The sequence below is a fragment of the Paraburkholderia terrae genome (assembly GCF_002902925.1).
In the GTDB taxonomy this organism is placed as follows: Bacteria; Pseudomonadota; Gammaproteobacteria; order Burkholderiales; family Burkholderiaceae; genus Paraburkholderia; species Paraburkholderia terrae.
In genome coordinates, this window is the sequence record NZ_CP026112.1 from 2,394,507 (window position 1) to 2,413,051 (window position 18,545).

16 protein-coding genes are annotated in these 18,545 nt (G+C 63.0%); 9 read left to right on the top strand and 7 right to left on the bottom strand.

Annotated features, from left to right (window positions below):
* Positions 1–2 precede the first annotated feature (2 nt).
* Positions 3–932 (top strand): LysR family transcriptional regulator, encoded by a 930-nt coding sequence (locus tag C2L65_RS26975; protein ID WP_042307684.1) that lies wholly within the window; start codon positions 3–5, stop codon positions 930–932.
* A 78-nt stretch (positions 933–1,010) separates the two neighbouring features.
* On the opposite strand, the gene C2L65_RS26980 is transcribed toward C2L65_RS26975, so the two are convergent.
* On the bottom strand, positions 1,011–1,934 hold the full coding sequence (locus tag C2L65_RS26980; protein ID WP_042307683.1) for a LysR family transcriptional regulator: 924 nt from the start codon (positions 1,932–1,934) through the stop codon (positions 1,011–1,013).
* Positions 1,935–2,136: 202 nt separating this feature from the next.
* Between C2L65_RS26980 and C2L65_RS26985 the strand changes: the two genes are divergently transcribed.
* From C2L65_RS26985 to C2L65_RS27010, 6 genes are all read left to right on the top strand, one after another.
* On the top strand, positions 2,137–2,715 hold the full coding sequence (locus tag C2L65_RS26985) for a YceI family protein (protein WP_042307680.1): 579 nt from the start codon (positions 2,137–2,139) through the stop codon (positions 2,713–2,715).
* A 77-nt stretch (positions 2,716–2,792) separates the two neighbouring features.
* On the top strand, positions 2,793–3,698 hold the full coding sequence (locus C2L65_RS26990; protein WP_042307678.1) for an NmrA/HSCARG family protein: 906 nt from the start codon (positions 2,793–2,795) through the stop codon (positions 3,696–3,698).
* 80 nt (positions 3,699–3,778) lie between these two features.
* A complete protein-coding gene (locus C2L65_RS26995; protein ID WP_042307677.1) occupies positions 3,779–4,309 on the top strand; it encodes a carboxymuconolactone decarboxylase family protein in 531 nt (176 codons plus the stop codon).
* A gap of 134 nt (positions 4,310–4,443) precedes the next feature.
* Positions 4,444–4,863: a DUF6232 family protein gene (locus C2L65_RS27000; protein ID WP_042307675.1), complete on the top strand. Its 420-nt coding sequence runs from the start codon at positions 4,444–4,446 to the stop codon at positions 4,861–4,863.
* 138 nt (positions 4,864–5,001) lie between these two features.
* Positions 5,002–5,340, top strand: coding sequence for a hypothetical protein (locus C2L65_RS27005; RefSeq protein WP_042307673.1), 339 nt, complete (start codon positions 5,002–5,004; stop codon positions 5,338–5,340).
* A gap of 193 nt (positions 5,341–5,533) precedes the next feature.
* The gene (locus tag C2L65_RS27010) at positions 5,534–6,601 is read left to right on the top strand and encodes a hypothetical protein (protein ID WP_042307671.1); all 1,068 of its coding nucleotides are present in this window, start codon (positions 5,534–5,536) and stop codon (positions 6,599–6,601) included.
* 94 nt (positions 6,602–6,695) lie between these two features.
* On the opposite strand, the gene C2L65_RS27015 is transcribed toward C2L65_RS27010, so the two are convergent.
* Positions 6,696–9,149 (bottom strand): glycogen/starch/alpha-glucan phosphorylase, encoded by a 2,454-nt coding sequence (locus tag C2L65_RS27015; protein ID WP_042307669.1) that lies wholly within the window; start codon positions 9,147–9,149, stop codon positions 6,696–6,698.
* 380 nt (positions 9,150–9,529) lie between these two features.
* Here C2L65_RS27015 and C2L65_RS27020 point away from each other — a divergent pair, with 380 nt between their 5' ends.
* Both C2L65_RS27020 and C2L65_RS27025 read left to right on the top strand, forming a co-directional pair.
* Complete coding sequence (locus tag C2L65_RS27020) at positions 9,530–9,757, top strand: hypothetical protein (RefSeq protein ID WP_042307667.1); 228 nt, start codon at positions 9,530–9,532, stop codon at positions 9,755–9,757.
* A gap of 286 nt (positions 9,758–10,043) precedes the next feature.
* Positions 10,044–11,426 carry an MFS transporter gene (locus C2L65_RS27025; protein WP_042307811.1) on the top strand — a complete coding sequence of 461 codons (1,383 nt, stop codon included), beginning with the start codon at positions 10,044–10,046 and terminating at the stop codon, positions 11,424–11,426.
* A 74-nt stretch (positions 11,427–11,500) separates the two neighbouring features.
* Here C2L65_RS27025 and ltaE read toward each other — a convergent pair whose 3' ends face one another.
* The 5 genes from ltaE to C2L65_RS27045 form a co-directional block, all read right to left on the bottom strand.
* Entirely contained in the window at positions 11,501–12,505 is a 1,005-nt protein-coding gene (ltaE, locus tag C2L65_RS27030) for a low-specificity L-threonine aldolase (protein WP_042307810.1), read from the bottom strand.
* A 91-nt stretch (positions 12,506–12,596) separates the two neighbouring features.
* Positions 12,597–15,344, bottom strand: coding sequence for a bifunctional diguanylate cyclase/phosphodiesterase (locus tag C2L65_RS27035; protein ID WP_042307666.1), 2,748 nt, complete (start codon positions 15,342–15,344; stop codon positions 12,597–12,599).
* Positions 15,341–16,150 (bottom strand): substrate-binding periplasmic protein, encoded by an 810-nt coding sequence (locus C2L65_RS27040; protein WP_042307664.1) that lies wholly within the window; start codon positions 16,148–16,150, stop codon positions 15,341–15,343. The genes C2L65_RS27035 and C2L65_RS27040 overlap by 4 nt, the downstream gene beginning before the upstream one ends.
* Positions 16,151–16,400: 250 nt before the next feature.
* Positions 16,401–16,814, bottom strand: a complete 414-nt coding sequence (locus tag C2L65_RS45660) for a hypothetical protein (protein WP_156132295.1) — start codon at positions 16,812–16,814, stop codon at positions 16,401–16,403.
* Positions 16,815–16,986: 172 nt separating this feature from the next.
* Positions 16,987–18,345 (bottom strand): MFS transporter, encoded by a 1,359-nt coding sequence (locus tag C2L65_RS27045; RefSeq protein ID WP_042307662.1) that lies wholly within the window; start codon positions 18,343–18,345, stop codon positions 16,987–16,989.
* Between the last annotated feature and the right edge of the window lie 200 nt (positions 18,346–18,545).

An 18,545-nucleotide genomic window follows, 5' to 3' on the forward strand; every position in this document is an offset into this window, starting at 1 on the left:
CAATGAATCAGATCACTGACCTCAATGACCTTCGGCTCTTCGCGGAGGTGGTCGAGCATGGAAGCTTCACTTCGGCTGCCCGTGATCTCGGCGTGCAGACGTCGAAGCTGAGTCGACGCATCCGCGCACTGGAAGAGGAACTCGGCGTCCGCCTGCTCAATCGCACGAGCAGGAGCCTGTCGCTGACGGAAACCGGGCGGCAGTTCTACCAGCATTGCCTCGCGCTGGTGGCGGAATCGAAGGCGGCCAAAGACGTGGTTGACCGAACCCGGTCTGAACCACAGGGCACGGTACGGATCAGTTGCCCGGTCGGATTGCTCAACTCCGGCGTGGCGGAAATCGTTGCGCGATACGTCGAGGAGAACCCTCACGTCCACGTCCTGATCGATGCGACGAATCGCCGTGTAGACGTTGTCGAGGAAGGCCTGGACTTCGCCATTCGGGTCAGACTTCCACCGCTGGTGGATACCGATCTCGCGGTCCGCCAACTGGGCTTATCCATCCAGATTCTGGTCGCCAGCCCGGATCTGGAAGCACGTCATCCCGTGCCCGAATCGATTGAAGCCCTGAGAGAATGGCCCACCCTTTCAATGGCTAACAGCAGCGAGAAGTTTGTCTGGAACCTGTCGCACGCCGATGGCCAGTCGATGTCCTGGAACCATCAACCTCGCCTGGCAACTGATGATCTCGCCAGTCTCCGGATGGCGGCGCTACGCGGCATCGGTGTCGCGATGCTGCCTCGCGAGCTCGTGGATGCCGATATTCAGGCCGGTAAGCTGAGACACATACTGCCGGAACTGGCTTCGACGCCGGGCCTCGTGCATGCGATCTTTCCCAGCCGCCGGGGCATGGTCCCGGCCGTTCGTCACCTGCTGGATGCACTGGTTGCGGGTTTCGAAGAACTGAACGGGAAGTGGCAAGGCAGCATTTAAAACGCGAGGCTCCAACGGGAATCGCGAACTGAATTGCAGTGCGGCCGAGAGAGTACCGATTCGAAGCGTGGCGAACGCTTATCGGCTGGCATCATTCTCAGACCTGTTTATCATCGCTTTACCAATTTTCTCCGTAAGAAACTCAGCGAAAGCGGCTACTGCCGGTGGCACCGGCGGGCGACTCGTGTAGACGAGCTGCAGGCCGAAGCCGGTACTCGTGCGTCGATAGGTCGACAGCACGCGCACCAGTTTCCCCTTCGCAATGACCGGGTCAACTATCAACTGCGGCAGCAACGCAATGCCCAGTCCCGCTATACAAGCCTGCGCCAGCACTCGCATGTCGTTGACCGCGAACCGGCTGTTGATCGACACCTCCTGACTCCCACGTGGCCCTTGCAAACGCCAACTGGCGCGACCTTGGCGATTGGAAATGCTCAGACAGTCGTGCTCGGCCAGTTCACGCAACGTCCGTGGCGCAGGGCGCCGGTTCAGATACGCAGGACTCGCCGCAAGGATCATCGCAGTCGGCGCCAGCCGACGTACCTTGAAGCCGCTACCCGTCTCGATGCCCATGCGCAAGGCCAGATCGATGCGCTCGGAGATCAGATCAGTCGGCGTGTCGTCGAGCACGAACTCGAGGCTGATGTGTGGATAGCGCGCGTAGAACTCGACGAGCCATTCCATGCCGATGAGTTCGAACAGGCCGGCCATCGCGGCAACGCGCACTGAGCCCGAAGGCGCCTGCTCATCCGCATGGAGCCGCCCGATCTCCAGGATCTGGTCAAGCGCCGGCGCATAGCGCTCGAACAGCGCCTGACCATCCGTGCTCAGCGCGAGCTTGCGTGTCGACCGATGCAGCAGACGCGTGCCGAGTTGCCCTTCGAGCTGATCGATGCGCCGGCTCAGCGTATTCGACGGCATGCCCAAACGGCGCGCCGCCTCGGAGAAACTGCCCGCGCGGACCACCTGGACGAACATCGCCAGATCATTCAGATCGAGCATTGCATTTCTCCATAAATGGATTAATCCAATCCCATTTTACCGTCTAGTGCGGGTCGCCTTTCATCTCCATACTTCAGGGACGTATTCAGGAAGTACCCAGCGCGGATCAGGTTCGATCCGACGAATGCCGTGCAAGGTCGCGATGACGCAAAGCGGCGCGGTGCAGACGGCTGCGGCAACTTAACGTTTCAAGGAGTTTGATTTGAAGAAGCATCTGATGATCGCGGCCGGCGCACTCGCCACCTCGCTATCGTTTTCAGCATTCGCGGGCGTGTCGACATACCAGATTGATCCGGACCACACGTACCCGAGTTTCGAGGCCGACCACATCGGCGGCCTGTCGGTCTGGCGTGGCAAATTCGACAAGTCGCAGGGCACGGTGACGCTCGATCGCGCAGCAAAGACGGGCACCGTCGAAGTGACGACCGACATCGCGTCTGTCCACACCGGCAGCACGAAGCTCGACGAGAACCTGCAGTCGGATCAGTTCTTTGACGCGTCGAAGTTTCCGGAGGCGACCTACAAAGGCACGATCAGGTTCGTCGGCGACAAGCCAGTCGCTCTCGTCGGCAATCTGACGATGCATGGCGTGACCAGGCCGCTGACGCTGCAAATCGACTCTTTCAAGTGCATGCCGCATCCGATGCTCAAGCGCGAAGTGTGCGGCGTCGACGCAGTGGGCGAATTCGATCGCAGCAACTTTGGCGTCGACTTTGGCAAGACGTACGGCTTCAGCATGAAAACGAAGTTGCTCATCTCGGCCGAAGCACTCAAGCAGTAACCCCGTTCACAGAGAGACCGCCACGCTCGTTGCGTGAGGTAGCACCGCCCCAACAACATTGTCACTAGAGAGCAACCATGTCTAACACCCAGAAGCTCATTGCCGTCGTCGGCGCGACGGGTCAACAAGGCGGCGCCGTTGTGCGCGCGTTGCAGGCGAGCGGTCAATTCAAAGTGCGCGCGTTGACGCGCGATCCGGCCAAACATCCGCAACTCGCCGACGAAGTCGTTCTGGCGGATTTCAATCGTCCGGAAACGCTCGAAGCCGCGTTTGCCGGAGCACACGGTGTTTTCCTGGTGACCAACGCCTGGGAAGCGGGTGCGGACGAATCCAGGCAGGCACTCGCCGCCGTCAACGCGGCGAAAGCGGCTGGCGTGCAACACCTGATCTGGTCGACGCTCCCCAATGTGGACCTGATCAGCAACGGCAAGATCGATGTCCCACATTTCACTGACAAGGCAAAAGTCGAACGGATCGTGAGCGAAGCCGGATTTGCCTTCCACACGTTCGTGATCGCGCCGTTCTATTACCAGAACCTGGTCGGCGCAATGGCTCCGCAGAAACAGGCGGATGGCACTGCGGGTTGGGCGCTGCCGCTCGATCCCGAGCGGCGGGTCATCCATATGGGCGACATCACGGAACTCGGTCGCATCGTGGCGGGTGCGTTCGCGCATCCGGAACTCGCAGGGCACGGTGAGCACTTGCCGCTTGTCGGCGATTTCCTGAGCTTCAGCGAAATCATCGCAATCCTGAATCGTCAAGGAAACAAGCTGTCGTTCAGCCAGGTACCGCGCGAGGTCTTTGCTGGCTGGTTCCCGGGTGCCGGGAGCGTCGCGGCGATGCTTGCCTACTTCGAAGCGCACACGTATCTCGGCTCGGATTCACGCGACGCGATCGTCCTCGCCAACAAAGTCGCCGGCCAGCAGCCGACGGAGTTTGCTGCGTGGGCCAAAGAGAACTTCAAAATCTCGGCATCCGCCTGAAAACACGCCGCTTCGAACGATACGGCGTCTTGCTTGACCCGTTCGAAGTACACTCTCAAACCACGAACGAGCTAATACCCATGAGGCGGATTCCTACCCACACCGTCGACGACGCGCCCGTTGCGTCGCGCCCGCTTCTGCAAAAGATCGCCCAGTCTTCGCCCACAGGCCGCCCTCTGAACCTGCATGCCCAGATGGCACATTCTCCGGCGGTGCTGGCGGCGTATGCGTCGCTGCGCGCAGTGACCGCCGAGCACGGCACCTTCGATCCGAAGGTGAGCTGGGCGCTCAATCTCGCCACTGCGGTGATAGTCGGCAGCGACTACATGATTGGGATCGCCAGTCGATTTGCCCACATGAACGGATGGACAGAAGCAGAGATCGCCGCCCTGCGAGCAGGCACGACGACGGGCGACGCAAAGATCGACGCGCTGACGTGCGTGGTCCGGGAAGCCGCCGCCAATTCGGGAAACGTCACCGACGCCGCCTGGAAAGCCGCTCAACAAGCCGGCTGGAGCGATGAGCACCTGACTGAGGCATTCGCATTTTTGGGGCTGACAATGTTCACGGGGTATTTCCTCAACTACGCGCAAACCGACACTGACGTCTGATCGGCCACCTCGTCTTTGGTCACGTTGACCGACAGCCTCGTCCTGCGAGAATCGGCGCGCGGTAAAATCCCATTATCTTAGTCAGCCGAAGTTCTGTTACCCTGCGCCCTTTCTCCCAGCTTGAACCCGTAAAGATGGATACCCCTTTCAACGAACGCGGCGTGTCGGTCACGCGCAATGCGCTGTCGGCGGCCGGTCAGGTCTTTCCGTTGCGCGAGATCAAGGACGTGCGCGTCGTCACCGTGCAGAAGAACAAACTCGTGCCTTGGGCGATTTCGCTGATCGGCGCCGTGGGCGCGGTAGTCGGCTGGGTGTTTGCGTCGCCGGCGGGTGTCGTGGCCGGCGTGATGCTGATCGTCGTCGGCTGGCTCACGTGGATCACGCAGGACGTCACGCATCGCCTGATGGTCCAGACAGCGGGCAGCGAACGCGAGGCACTGTCGAGCATCGATCTGTCGTTCGTCGAACGCGTCGCGCAAACGGTCCGCGACGCGCTCGCGTCGGCCACTGCCACTGCCGCCACCGCCACCGCCACCGCGCCGAAGAGCCAATAGCACGCGCGCGCCACCGTGCCGTCTTTACACAAAATTGACGGCCCACGTAGCCCTTTTTTGCATCGGGTTGAGACGCTGCCCGCTACAGTGAATGCGTCTCCACAGCCGCGCCGCCCACTTCGCGTCGGCGCATCGACGATGCATACTGCTATCGCTTCATCGCACACGCTGCCGCGCCGCGCGCCCGCCATCGAACGCTCCACACAAGCCGCCCTGTCGCTCGTAACGATCGACGTAACCGTGCCTGGCACCTCGTCGGCAGCGGGCCGCCGCGCGCTGCTCGCGGCACTCGGCGAAGGCTCGCGCCTGTTCGTGATGACTGTCGACAAACGCAACGACTCCATCACGTTTCGCGTCGATGTGATGGCGCGCAGCGTCGGTGATGTGATCGGCGCACTCGCGGGCGTGCTGCACCGCGCGACGATTGGCCGCGTGCGCTCGATCGCTCTCCCGCAGCACGCCGCGCAGCAGCACTGAAGCAACACCATTCACCTTCACACATTTTTGCAGGTCGCGATGTTCGCGCGCGTAGAGTCGGCGCTCCTGTCATCTCGCGTGTCCTCGCGCCAGGCCCGCGCACACCGCCGAGCCGGATCGACTGCACCCGCCGAAGCCTGAACGGCTGGTACAGCTGTCATCGCAGGTCACGCACTTCTGCAAGGTGTGTGCGATGTCTGTCCATTTCTTCCGGCGCCTGGCCGGCTTTGCGGGCGCGTTGATCGTGCTCGCGCTCGCGGCCTCGCTCGTGGCCTGTTCAACGCCGATTTCCACGCCCGTCCCGCCCGAGACGAAGGCGAGCCTCATCAACGAAGGACGCGACGGCCTGCTGGTGATGCTGTCCGCGGAACGCAGCGACAAGCGCGGCCGCGCGTCGATCGGACTGCCCGTGCAAATGGACGGCAAGGCCGTCTATCTGATGCTCGATACGGGCACGCGTGGCGTGCGCGTGCTGTCGAAGGTCTTGCCGCGTTCGAGCTATCCCGCTGCGGGCATGCGGACCTCGTACACGTTCGCGACAGACGCGGAGGTCTCCGGCGCCACCGTCACGGTGCCGTTCAGCATCGCCGGCACGAAGCCCGTCGATCTCGCCGTCCAAGCCGTCGACGAAGTCAGCTGTCTGAAGATCAACAAGCGCTGCATCGCGCAGGACGGCTACACGGGCGAGTTCGGCTGGGCGTTCTCGGGCATTCTCGGCATCGGCGCCGACGATCCGCGCGATGCCTGCTGCACGCAGCCACTGCGCGCGCTGCCCGCGAACATCGGCCAGCGCTATCTGGTGCGCGCCAATCTCGATCGTCCGCTGCTCGTGTTGAGTCCGTCGAACGCGCTGACGAAAGACTTCACGCTCGTCCCGCTCACGATGGGCAAGGACGGCTCCGCGCAATGGCCGACCGGCTGCGTGCAGGTCGGCAGCAAGATGCGCTTCTGCGCGCCCGTCGTGTTCTCGACGGGCGGCACCGACATGATCCGCGTCGAAACCGACAAGGCGCCCGACTGGGCCGACGACGTCGACGAACACAAGCCGATCGCGCAAGGCAACTACGACGTGGTGTTGGGCGTGGGCGACTGGGCGCACCGCTTCAACGACGCGCAAACGACCATCGCGAAAGCCGCGCCCGGCGGGAATCGCATCGTGATCGGGTTGATGGCGCTGCAGAACATCGACTTGTACTTCGACTTTGCACACGGGCAGCTCGGACTGCGCGCGCCGCGCAACAACGAGCGCATGGGTAGCTGACGCAACGTCCGTCAAGCAACGGGCACAAAACAGAAAGCCGCCGCGCGATGTTCAATCGCGCGGCGGCTTTTTATCGTGCGCACATCACGTCACATCACTCGAGTTCGAGCGGCTTCACCTTCCAGATATCGCGCGCATACTCGGCGATCGTGCGGTCCGACGAGAACTGCCCCATGCCCGCGACGTTCTCGATCGCACTCCTGGTCCAGCCGCGCCGGTCGAGATAGCGCTTGTCGACTTCGTCCTGCGCTTTCGCGAACGCGGCGAAATCGGCGAGCACCATGTAGTGATCGCCCCAATCGACCAGCGTGTGGAAGATGTCCGAGAAGCGCAGCGGATCGTCGGGTGAAAAGAAGCCTGTGCGAATCTGGTCGAGCGCGACCTTCAGTTCGGCGTTGTGCTCGTAGATTTCGCGCGGACGATACCCCGTCGCGCGCAACTCGTCGACCTGATCCGCCGTGTGCCCGAAGATGAAAATGTTCTCTCGCCCCACGGCATCGCAAATCTCGATGTTCGCGCCGTCCATCGTGCCGATCGTCAGCGCGCCGTTCAGCGCGAGCTTCATGTTGCCCGTGCCCGACGCTTCCGTGCCCGCCATCGAAATCTGCTCCGACAGATCCGCGGCGGGAATGATCAGCTCGGCCACGCTCACGCCGTAGTTCGGCACGAACAGGACCTTCAGTTTGTCGCCGATGATGGGATCTTCATTCACGGCCTTGCTGACGTCGCCGATCAGCTTGATGATCGTCTTCGCCATCCGGTACGCGGATGCCGCCTTGCCCGCGAACATCACGACGCGCGGCACCCAGTCGCGCTCCGGGTTCGCGCGAATCTGGTTGTACCGCACGATCACATGCAGCACGTTCAGCAATTGCCGCTTGTATTCGTGGATGCGCTTGACCTGTAGATCAAACAGCGCGTCGGGATCGAACGTCATCTTCGTGTGATGCTGCAGGCGCTGGATCAGACGCAGCTTGTTCTGCCGCTTGGCTTCATGAAAGGCGTGGATAAACGACGGGTCGTCGCGCAGATCGCGCAGCTTGCCGAGTTCGAACAGATCGCGCCGCCAGTGTGTACCGATCTGCTCGTCGATCAGGTGCGACATCGACGGGCTCGACTGCGCGAGCCAGCGGCGCGGCGTCACGCCGTTCGTGACGTTCGTGAAGCGCTCGGGCCAGATTTTCGCGAAGTCGGAGAAGATGTCGCGCGTCATCAGTTGCGAGTGCAGCTTCGACACGCCGTTGACCTTCTGGCTCGCGACGATCGCCAGATGCGCCATGCGCACGCGCCGCTGCCCGTATTCATCGACGAGCGAGATGCGCCGGATCATGTCGACGTCATGGCCCGAATGCTCGCTGACGTGCTTCAGAAACTCCGCGTTGATCTCGAAGATGATTTCGATGTGGCGCGGCAACAGGCGCGCGAGCGTTTCCACGTCCCACGTTTCGAGCGCTTCGGGCATCAACGTGTGGTTCGTGTACGAGAACATCTGCTGGATGTCTTTCCACGCTTTCGCCCACGGCACATGATGCACGTCGACGAGCAGACGCATCAGCTCGGGAATCGCGAGCACCGGGTGCGTGTCGTTCAGATGCACCGCGACCTTTTCGGAGAAACGGCCAAACGTGCTGTGCGTGCGCTGATAGCGGCGAATCAGGTCCTGCATCGTCGCCGACACGAAGAAGTACTCCTGCCGCAAGCGCAACTCGCGGCCGGCAGGCGTCGAATCGTCGGGATAGAGCAGGCGGGAGACGTTCTCCGACATGTTCTTCGCATCGACGGCACGGCGATAATCACCCTGATTGAACGCGGACAGATCGAGTTCTTCCGTCGCGCGCGCGGACCACAGGCGCAGCGTGTTCGTCGCACTCGTCGCGAAGCCCGGGATCACGGTGTCGTACGCCATCGCGTTCACGTGCTGCGTTTCGATCCATTCGACGTGACCGTCGCGCTGCACCGTGCGTCCGCCGAAATGCACGATGTACTGCACTTCGGGACGCGGAAATTCCCACGGGTTACCCGCGCGCAACCAGTAATCGGGCGTTTCGAGCTGCTCGCCGTCGACGATCTGCTGCTTGAACATGCCGTATTCATAGCGGATGCCGTAGCCAAAGCCCGGAATGCCGAGCGTCGCCATCGAATCCAGAAAGCAAGCCGCAAGGCGCCCAAGGCCGCCGTTGCCGAGCGCGGCATCGGGCTCGAGATCGGTTAGCGCTTCCATATCGACGCCGAGGCCCGAGAGCGCTTCCTTCATCTGATCGTAGATGCCGAGCGCGAGCAGCGCGTTGGTGAACGTGCGCCCGATCAGGAATTCCATCGACAGGTAATACACGCGCTTCACATCCTGCTCGTATTGCAGGCGCGTGGTTTTCATCCAGCGCGCGACGAGCCGGTCGCGCACGGCGAGCGCCGCGGCGTGCAGCCAGTCCTGCGGACGCGCTGTCACGGCGTCCTTGCCGACGCCGTACATCATGCGGTTGGAAATCGAGCGCCGCAGCGCATCGACGGTACTGTTGAGCTGGTCGAATTCCAGATCCACCGCTGTCATCGAAGCCTCCGGTAAAACGACGCGGCACGCGCTTGATTGCTTGCGTATTGGATGCGGGCGGCGCGAGCCGGTCTGGTGGATAAATAAGCAGAGTAGGACAATTTGCGTAATCCCGTGTCTGCGGCCATTGCGTTATCAAAAGCCCGCTAATCCAAGCAGACAACGCCTACCGTTGCGCAGTTCCATGACTGCTGCGTTGGATTTTGCCTGGCTTCACGCTGAAGTCTTTGCATCTGGCACGATGCCGGTGCAGACGGCTCTGTTCCTTGCACTAGTATGGATGAGTAACAAGGCGGATCGGAGACAGTATCGCCGTGCCGCGTCCCGCCGGGTCCTGCTGTAAAAGCCGCTAGCGTCGTCGTACTCCGACGGAGGTCGAAATGAACGCACAATCCGTGCTCGGTATCATCCATGCGCAGGAACTGCTCATTGTGTCCCTGATCCGCGCGCTTCCGCCCGGCGAACGGCGCAAAGTGTCCGACGAGTTCCAGGATCAGGTCGAACTGGCCGAAGCGCCCCATCTGAGCGCCGGTCACGATCGCGAGATGACCGACGCCTTCAAGGCACATATCCGCAAGCTGTCGATTCTGTTGGCTTCGTGTAACTGACGTCGTGTTGCCGTCGGCGCATTTCGTCCTGACGACGCGTTCAGGTGTTGACAGTTAGTTGCGACGACGGCGTGTGAGGCCGAGCTTCCAGACAGCTTTCAGAAGGCCCGCTTTTGCGCGGCTCCCAGCACGATCCGCGCCGCTCTGTAACAATCGCTTCATTCGCTTCGAGCACGCCCGTCGCCCCATGATGCGGTCGATGCCGATATGCGCCCCGCTCAGTCCTCTGCAGAGCCTGTCCTTGTCCGAGAACACACCCAATCCGGCACGCGTCGCCGACGCGCCGATGTCCGCCGGTCACCGTTTCGCGATGGCGGCGATCATGCTGTCGGTCGCCCTCGCCTCGCTCGATACCGCTATCGCCAACACAGCGCTGCCCGCAATGGCTGCGGATCTGCACGCGAGGCCGGCCGCGTCGGTATGGATCATCAACGCCTATCAGCTGGCGATGGTCGCGACGCTGCTGCCGCTCGCCGCACTCGGCGATATCGTTGGACACCGGCGCATTTATATCAGCGGGATCATCGTGTTCACGGCGGCCTCGCTGGCCTGCGCGCTATCGCCGACGCTGCCGTGGCTGGCGGGCGCGCGCGTCGTGCAAGGCCTCGGCGCGGCGGCCATCATGAGCGTGAATACGGCGCTCATCAAGCATCTGTATCCGCCGCATCGGCTGGGGGCGGGGGTCGGGTTGAATGCGCTGGTGGTGGGCGTGTCGTTTGCCGTGGGGCCAACGGTGGCGTCGCTGATTCTGTCGGTGGCCAGCTGGCCGTGGCTGTTCGCCGTCAACGTACCGCTTGGTGTGCTGGCGCTGTCGTTCGCGTTGCCGGGACTGCCGCGCACGCCGCGCGGCACGCATCACTTCGACCGGGTTGCGGCGTTGCTCAACGTGATCACGTTCGCCGCGTTGGTGTTCGCGCTCGGCGAAGCGGCACAGCGCGCGTCAACGGCTGTTGTGTTCGGCGCGGCGGCTGTCGCGATCGTCTTCGGCGCGCTGCTGATGCGCCGCGAGGCCGGCCACCCCGCGCCGATGCTGCCCGTCGATCTGTTCAAGCTGCCCGTGTTCGCTTTGTCGGCGGTGACGGCCGTGTGCTCGTTCGCCGCGCAAGGGCTCGCATTCGTGTCGCTGCCCTTCTATTTCGAGGATGTCCTGCATCGCAGCCAGGTCGAGACGGGCTTTCTGATGACGCCCTGGCCCGTGATCGTCGCGCTCGCGGCGCCGTTCGCGGGACGGTTGTCGGACCGCTATCCGCCGGGACTGCTCGGCGCAATCGGCCTTGCGATTCTGTGCGCCGGCATGGCGGCGCTCGCGATGCTGCCGCCCCATCCGAGCGTGATCGACATCTCGATCCGCATGGCGATCTGCGGCGCGGGCTTCGGATTTTTCCAGTCGCCGAATCTGAAGGCGCTGATGGCGAGTGCGCCGCCCAATCGCAGTGGCGGCGCAAGCGGGATCATCGCGACGTCGCGGCTGATTGGGCAGACAACGGGCGCAGCGCTGGTTGCGTTGAGCTTCAGTATTGCCGGGCGTCATGGCCCGACGCTTTCGCTGGCGACGGGCGCCGTGTTCGCGGGGGCCGCGAGTATTGCGAGTGGATTGCGGCTGTTTGCGCCGTCGCATCGGGGGCAAGCGAGCGTCACGGTTACGACGGTTACGGCGAAAGAACAGTAAGCAAAGCGAGGGCGAGTATTGCGCTCGCCGCCACTGCGCTTCACGCGAACCTCGCGTGAAGCGATACCGCTCACTTACCGCGCAAAATACTCCTTCACCGCCGTCACGAACGTATCGATATCCGCACGCGACACATCCATATGCGTGACAAACCGCGACGCATACAACATCTGCGTAAGGATGCCGCGCTCCTTGAGCCACGCTTCGAGCGGCGCGCAATGCTCTTGCGGAAACTGCGCGAACACCATGTTGGTGGCCTGCGACTGCACCTTCACCTGATCGATCTGCGCAAGCGCCGCCGCCAGGTGCGCAGCGTTGTCGTGATCTTCAGCAAGCCGTTCGACGTTGTGATCCAGCGCATAGAGACACGCAGCCGCCAGCACGCCCGCCTGCCGCATGCCGCCGCCCAGCACCTTGCGCCAGCGATGCGCAACGTCGACTAGCGCCTTGCTGCCTACCAGCACCGAGCCCACTGGCGCGCCTAGCCCTTTCGAAAAGCAGATCGAAACCGTATCGAAAGGTGCGCACAGCGCTTCGACGGGCTGCTTCGACGCAACGGCCGCATTGCAAACGCGCGCGCCGTCGAGGTGAGTCGACAACCCGCGATCGCGTGCAAGCTGCGTGGCCTCGGCGACGTAACCCGCCAGCAGCACCTTGCCGCCGATGGTATTTTCCAGCGCCAGCAGACGCGTGCGCGCGAAGTGATTGTCGATGGGTTTGATCGCGGCGGCGATCTTGTCGAGGGGAAGCGAGCCGTCGAGCGCGTTCTCGATCGGCTGCGGCTGGATGCTGCCCAGCACGGCCGCGCCGCCACCTTCGTACTTGTACGTATGCGCCGCCTGGCCAACGATATATTCGTCGCCGCGCGCGCAATGCGCCATCAGCGCGGCGAGATTGCTCTGTGTGCCGCTCGGGAAAAACAGCCCGGCCTCCTTGCCCGCGCGCTCGGCGACGGTGGCTTGCAGCCGCAGGACCGTCGGATCGTCGCCCCAGACGTCGTCGCCGACTTCGGCGGCTGTCATCGCCGCGAGCATGTTCTTGGTCGGACGGGTCACGGTATCGCTGCGCAAATCGATCATGTGCTTTTCCTCGAGGATAACGGAGCGCCCCACTTACAACGGCACAACACGTGAAGCGCGCGATTGAATCCGCAAGTTTATCAACTCCGTCTCAAGGCGTCTCCAGCGCCCACTCCTTCGAATCGAACGTATCCGCGAACACCTCGAAGTCTTCGATCGGCAACGGACGGCAGAACAGATAGCCCTGATACGCCTGACACCCCGCATCGGCCAGGAACTGCCGTTGCGCTTCCGTCTCCACGCCTTCCGCGATCACACCCAGGCCGAGACTCTGTGCGAGCGTGACGATCGCGCGCGCGATCACGGCATCGTTCGGATCGTCGAGCACGTCGCGCACGAACGACCTGTCGATCTTCAGTTGCCCCAGCGGCAAGCGCTTCAGATACGACAGCGACGAATACCCGACGCCGAAATCATCGAGCGAGAACACCACGCCTTTCGTGCGCAGCAACATCATCTTGCCGATGATGTCCTCGACGTTGTCGACCAGCACGCTCTCCGTCAACTCGAGCTTCAGACGGCTCGGTTCGGCGCCCGTGCGCGCCAGCGCGTCGAGCACGGTGGCGACGAAGTTTTCCTCGCGTAGCTGCTGCGCGCTCACGTTGACGGCAATCGACAGATGCGCCCGGTCCGCACGCGTGGCCCACTGCGCGAGTTGCCGGCAGGCCGTATCGAGCACCTTGTCGCCGACCGCCAGAATCAGTCCCGTCTCTTCGGCGAGCGGAATGAATTCGGCAGGCGGCACGAGGCCATGCTCGGGATGCTGCCAGCGCACCAGCGCCTCGGCGCCCGTCACGCGGGCGCCATTGAACACCTGCGCCTGGTAGTGGACGAGCAACTGGTCTTCGTCGATCGCGCGGCGCAGCGCCGCCTCCAGCGCCGCGCGCTCCATCACCACGGTCTGCATGGCCGGATCGAAGAAGCAGATCGCGTTGCGCCCGCTTTCCTTCGACTTGTACATCGCCAGATCCGACTGCTTCAGCAACTCGTCGATCGACGTTTCGTGCCCGGTAAACAGCGTCGCGCCGATGCTCGCGGTCGTGCGGAAGTCCGTGCCTTCGAGGTAGTAAGGGCTCGACAGCGCGGCCAGCACCTTTTCGGCGGCGCTCTCGGTCTCGCTTGCCGCTTCTTCGCGGGTCCGACTCAGGTCGCCCAGCACGATCACGAACTCGTCGCCGCCCATGCGCGCGACCGTGTTGCCCTCGCGCACGCTCGCCAGCAGGCGTCGCGCGACCTGGCTCAGCAGCAGATCGCCCTTGTCGTGACCGAGCGTGTCGTTGAGCGTCTTGAAGTTGTCGAGATCGACGAACAGCAGCGCGCCGTGCGTATGGTTCTGCGCGCTCAGCGCGATCACCTGCCTGAGCCGGTCGCGCAGCAGCGTGCGGTTCGGCAGATGCGTGAGCGCGTCGAAAAACGCCAGTTCCTTGATCTGCTCTTCCGCGAGCTTGCGCTCGGTGATGTCGTAGTGCGTGCCGACATAGTGCGTGACGCGCCCGTCGTCCGCCTTTACGGCCGTGATGGTCAGCCACTTCGGGTAGATCTCGCCGTTCTTGCGGCGGTCCCAGATCTCGCCCTGCCATCCACCCACGCGCCGGATCGTGTCCCACATGTCGCGGAAGAATGCGGCATCGTGACGGCCCGAGCTGAGGATGCGCGGGTTCCTGCCGATCACGTCTTCGGCCGTGTAACCGGTGCATTCGGTGAACGCGGAATTGACGCGCAGGATCGTGCCGTCGGCGTCCGTGACCATCATGCCTTCGAGCGAATCGAACGCGACCGCGGCGATGCGTAGTTCGGCCTCGCTCTCGCGCACTTCGGCCGTCATCTTCGAGGCGAGCCGCATCGCGCGGCTGCGCCCGCTCGCGAGGCTCCATGCGAGCAACGCGAGCAGCAAGCTCAGGCCCGCGCCCGTGCAGGCGATCAGCAGCTTCGCGTTGCGACCGAAGCGCGCCTTGAAGTCGGGCTGCGCCGTCATCGACAGCGTCCAGTCGTGGCCGCCCACCACGAGGTATTCGTTCGCGGAGATCACTTCGAGGTTCTTCGGTTCCGACGAGCCGTACAGCAGCGCTTCGGCCGACGGCTGCGTGCCGTCGTAGATCGACAGGTAGAGGCCGGGCGGCTGCTCGCCGTAAAGGCTCGCCAGCACGTCGCGCATGCGGAATGCCGCATACACCCAGCCGAGCAGATGCGCGCGGCGGTCCTCGACGTTGTCCTGCGGCTCGCCGCGCGCGTAGATGGGCAGATACATCACGAAGCCGGCAACGGGCGGCGCGCCCGCGTCCGACGCCAGTTGCACCTTGCCCGACACGACGGCAAGGCCGGAATCACGCGACTTCTCCATCGCCAGCCGCCGCGCGGCGTTGGCCCACGAGTCGAAGCCAAGCAACGCATTGCCCGCGCCTGAGATCGGCTCGCGCGCGATCAAGGGCGCGTAGCCGTTGCGCTCGCCAGGTGGATTGATCGCGTAGTGACGGCCCGTGCGGATACGCATGTCGGCCATATGAGCGTCCCGCCGTTCTGCGGGTACCCATTGCACGACGCCGATCGCCTGCACGCCCGCGAAGTTTGCGTCCGCGTTGATCGCGCCGAGGTAGCCGTGAAACGCGTCGAGATCGAGCGAGCCGCGCGCCGCGAACATGCCCTGCACGCCGCGCAGCATCTGCTCGTAGGTCGCCATCCGCTGCTCGATGCGGCTGACGGCATCGCCCAATGCGAAATTGAATTCGGAAAGCAACTCGCGCCGCGCGGCCTGACGCTCGTGATCCCACACTGACCAGGTGATGCTCAACCCGGTCAGGAGAATCAGCAGCGGCAACAGGACGAGGCGCGCGCGGTTCATCGCGGTAGGGTGAAGTCGACCATCGAGTCCGCAAGTTCAGGTTTGAAGTATTTCCTGAAAATGCGGCGCACCGTGCCGTCCGCGCGCATCTCCTCGACAAGGGCGCGCCATTTCTCCCGCTCCTGCGGCGACAGCGCCCGCTTCGACATGATGAGACCGTGCGGCACGGCGGCGTCGTTGAATTCGATGATGGTGGTGATGTCGCGGACGCGCTTCTCATCCAGCGCCGGATAGTCGAACGGCTCGATGATCATCCCCTGAATGGTGCCGCGCATCAGCGCCTGGTAGAGCGGCTCCAGCCCGCCCGCCTGACTGACGCGATTGGCTGCGGCGAGCGTATCGACCAGTTCGTTGGCGGACTGACTATACCGGAAGCTTCTTATGACGCCGAGTTGAAACTGGTCGCTGTGTTCGAAATCGGACAGCTGCCGGATGCCGGCGTCCTTGCGCACGAGCAGATAGAACTTGTCGCTGAAGTACCACGCGAATTGCGCGTAGCCGTCGCGCTCGTCGTTGGTGATGCCGGACAGGCTGAAATCGAGCGCGCCGGACTCGATCAGCTTCCAGATGCGCGCCCGCGACATCAGGCTCACGCGGATATCGCAGCCGCTGCGGCGGCTCAGTTCGTCGGCGAAATCCTTGTCGATGCCCGCGTTGGTGTCCTGCGAATACAGCAGGCCATGGTCGTGCAGCGCGAGTGTGAATGGACGTGTGCAGTCGGGGCCGCCCGCAGCCAATGCGCGGGTGCTGGTGGCACCCAGTGTCGCGAGCACGACTAGCAAGCCTATGAGTCCGCGGTGAATCACGCTGATGCTCCCCGTTGTTCGGTGGTGGGTGATGCTTGCGTCTTGCGTCCGCTGCGCGCGGATGGCCGCTCGCGAGACGATGGCGAGCCTACGCGAAAACGGACCATTCGGGTTAACGGCAAAAAGACAGCTGACTTAACCTGGGTTTTGCCTGGTGTTTGCCTGGTGTTTTGCGAGGATGACTGAACCGCTCGACAGCGCTGACTCACCTGCTTGCAAATTTCATTTCACTAACGGCGCACGCGCCTTGTCATTGGAACCGCACGTCGACCGCGAACAGTTCTGCTGTATTGTCGTTGATCGCGCAATGACAGCCTGTCTCGACGATATGAAGCGTGACATATAGATGTTTCAATTCTTCGCGCGAGCCTTTCAGAACCGCGCACAACGTCAGCACGTGCTTTTTCATCGACATCATGTTCTGGTGATGCGGTGAGTGTGGCGACCAGGTCGGCAGCAGGCCTGAATGTGTATGCGTGGGGCGAGGAGATTGGCGAATGCCGACGCCCCTGCGCACGCGGCCGCAAACAGAAACGAAATAAGCCAGGACTGTGGCGTCCCGGCCTCTCTCAGATAGTTGTACATGACTCTTGTCTCGCAGAACCCGTTTGCGCGATGCGTGGCGCGGGCCATCACGCGCAAAAACGGCATGTCGCTCGAACATGCTTACGGCAACGAGTCACGGAAACTTTAGAAGCGCCAATACGCGGAGTTAGCGGTTGTCGAGCCATTTGACAATCGAATCCAAAGGCTCAAAAGCAACGCGCCCACGATCGTGATGATCGTGGGCGCGAAACGAAGCCCGAACCCGTTTTAAACGAAGAAAATCCGCGTGCTCAGTGGCCCAGCGATTCCAGCTTTGCCCCCGCCACCTGGCTGACTTGCGGCCTCGCCATCTGCTTGATCAGCAGCGCGACGCACGCCACCAGACCGGCAATCGCGATCGTCGCGAACACGCCGGAAAACGTGAAGTGCCGACGCGTCAGTTCAGCAACGAGGAACGAGCCCGCAATGCCGCCGAAGCGCCCGACGCCGAGCATCCACGCGACACCCGTGCCGCGCCCTTCCGTCGGATAGAACGCAGCCGCGAGGGCGGGCATCGATGATTGCGCGGTGTTCATCAGCACGCCGGCGATGAACACGATCGCCACGAGCGCGCCGACATTGCCCGCCGCCTGCCCGATGCAGTACACGCTGACGGCCGTCAGCGCATAGCACACGGCAATCACGCGGTTCGCATTGAAGCGGTCCATCAGCACGCCCGCCAGCACCGCGCCGACGCCGCCGAGCGGGAACAGCGCCGAGATCAGCGTCGCGCTCTTCGGCGTGAGGCCCGCGTCCTTCAGCAAAATCGGCATCCAGTTGATCGACGCATAGAAGATCACGAGGCCCATGAAATACGTGAGCCACAGCATCACCGAGCCGACGATGTACGAGCGCGACAGCACGACGCCAAGCCCCTTGCTGCCCGTTTGCGGCGCCGTCTCAGTCATCACGAACGAGCCGGCGTTCATCGCCTGCGATGAGATGCGCGCGAGCGTCGCGCGAATCCGTTCGACGGGCTGACTGCTCGCCACCATGAAGCGCACCGACTCGGGCATCTTGAGCAGCAGCACGACACCGAGCAACAACGGCGTCACGCCGCCGAGCATCAGCACGCTGCGCCAGCCGAAATGCGGGATCATCCACGCGGCGAGAAAGCCGCCGAATGCCGCGCCCAGCGGAAAGCCGCAGAACATCAGGTTGATCACCGTCGCGCGCCGGCGGTCCGGGCAGAACTCGCCCATCATGGTCACGGCGTTCGGCATCGCGGCACCGAGACCGACGCCCGTGATGAAGCGCAGCACGGTCAATTGCCCGATGCTCGACGAGAACGCCGACGCGAAGCACGCAATGCCGAACAGGAACACGGAAGTGAGCAGCAGCGAGCGGCGGCCGAGCCGGTCAGACAGCGGACCCGAGCCGAGCGCGCCGCACGCGAGGCCGAACAGCGCGGCGCTCAGCACGGGCGCGAGATCAGGCCGCGACAGGCCCCACTCGGTCAAGAGCGATGGCGCGATAAAGCCGATCGCCGCCGTGTCGAAACCGTCCAGCAGGACGATCACGAAGCACATGAAAAACACGAGCCATTGAAAGCCGCCAAATGGCTGCTCGTTGATGAACGTCTGGACGTTCACGACGGAAGTGCGGTTCATCGACTGTCTCCTGCTACGCACGACGCAATGCTGCGCCTGTGATCCTATATTGCCTCAGAAGCGAGGCGCGATACGCATGCTCGTGACGAACACGGTGCGCGATACGAAGAAGAAGACGTCACACGCCATTGTTCGTATATCGCACAATCTTTCAAATTGCGAACACTTTATCGTTTTGCATCGGCAAGCGTCAACGAAGG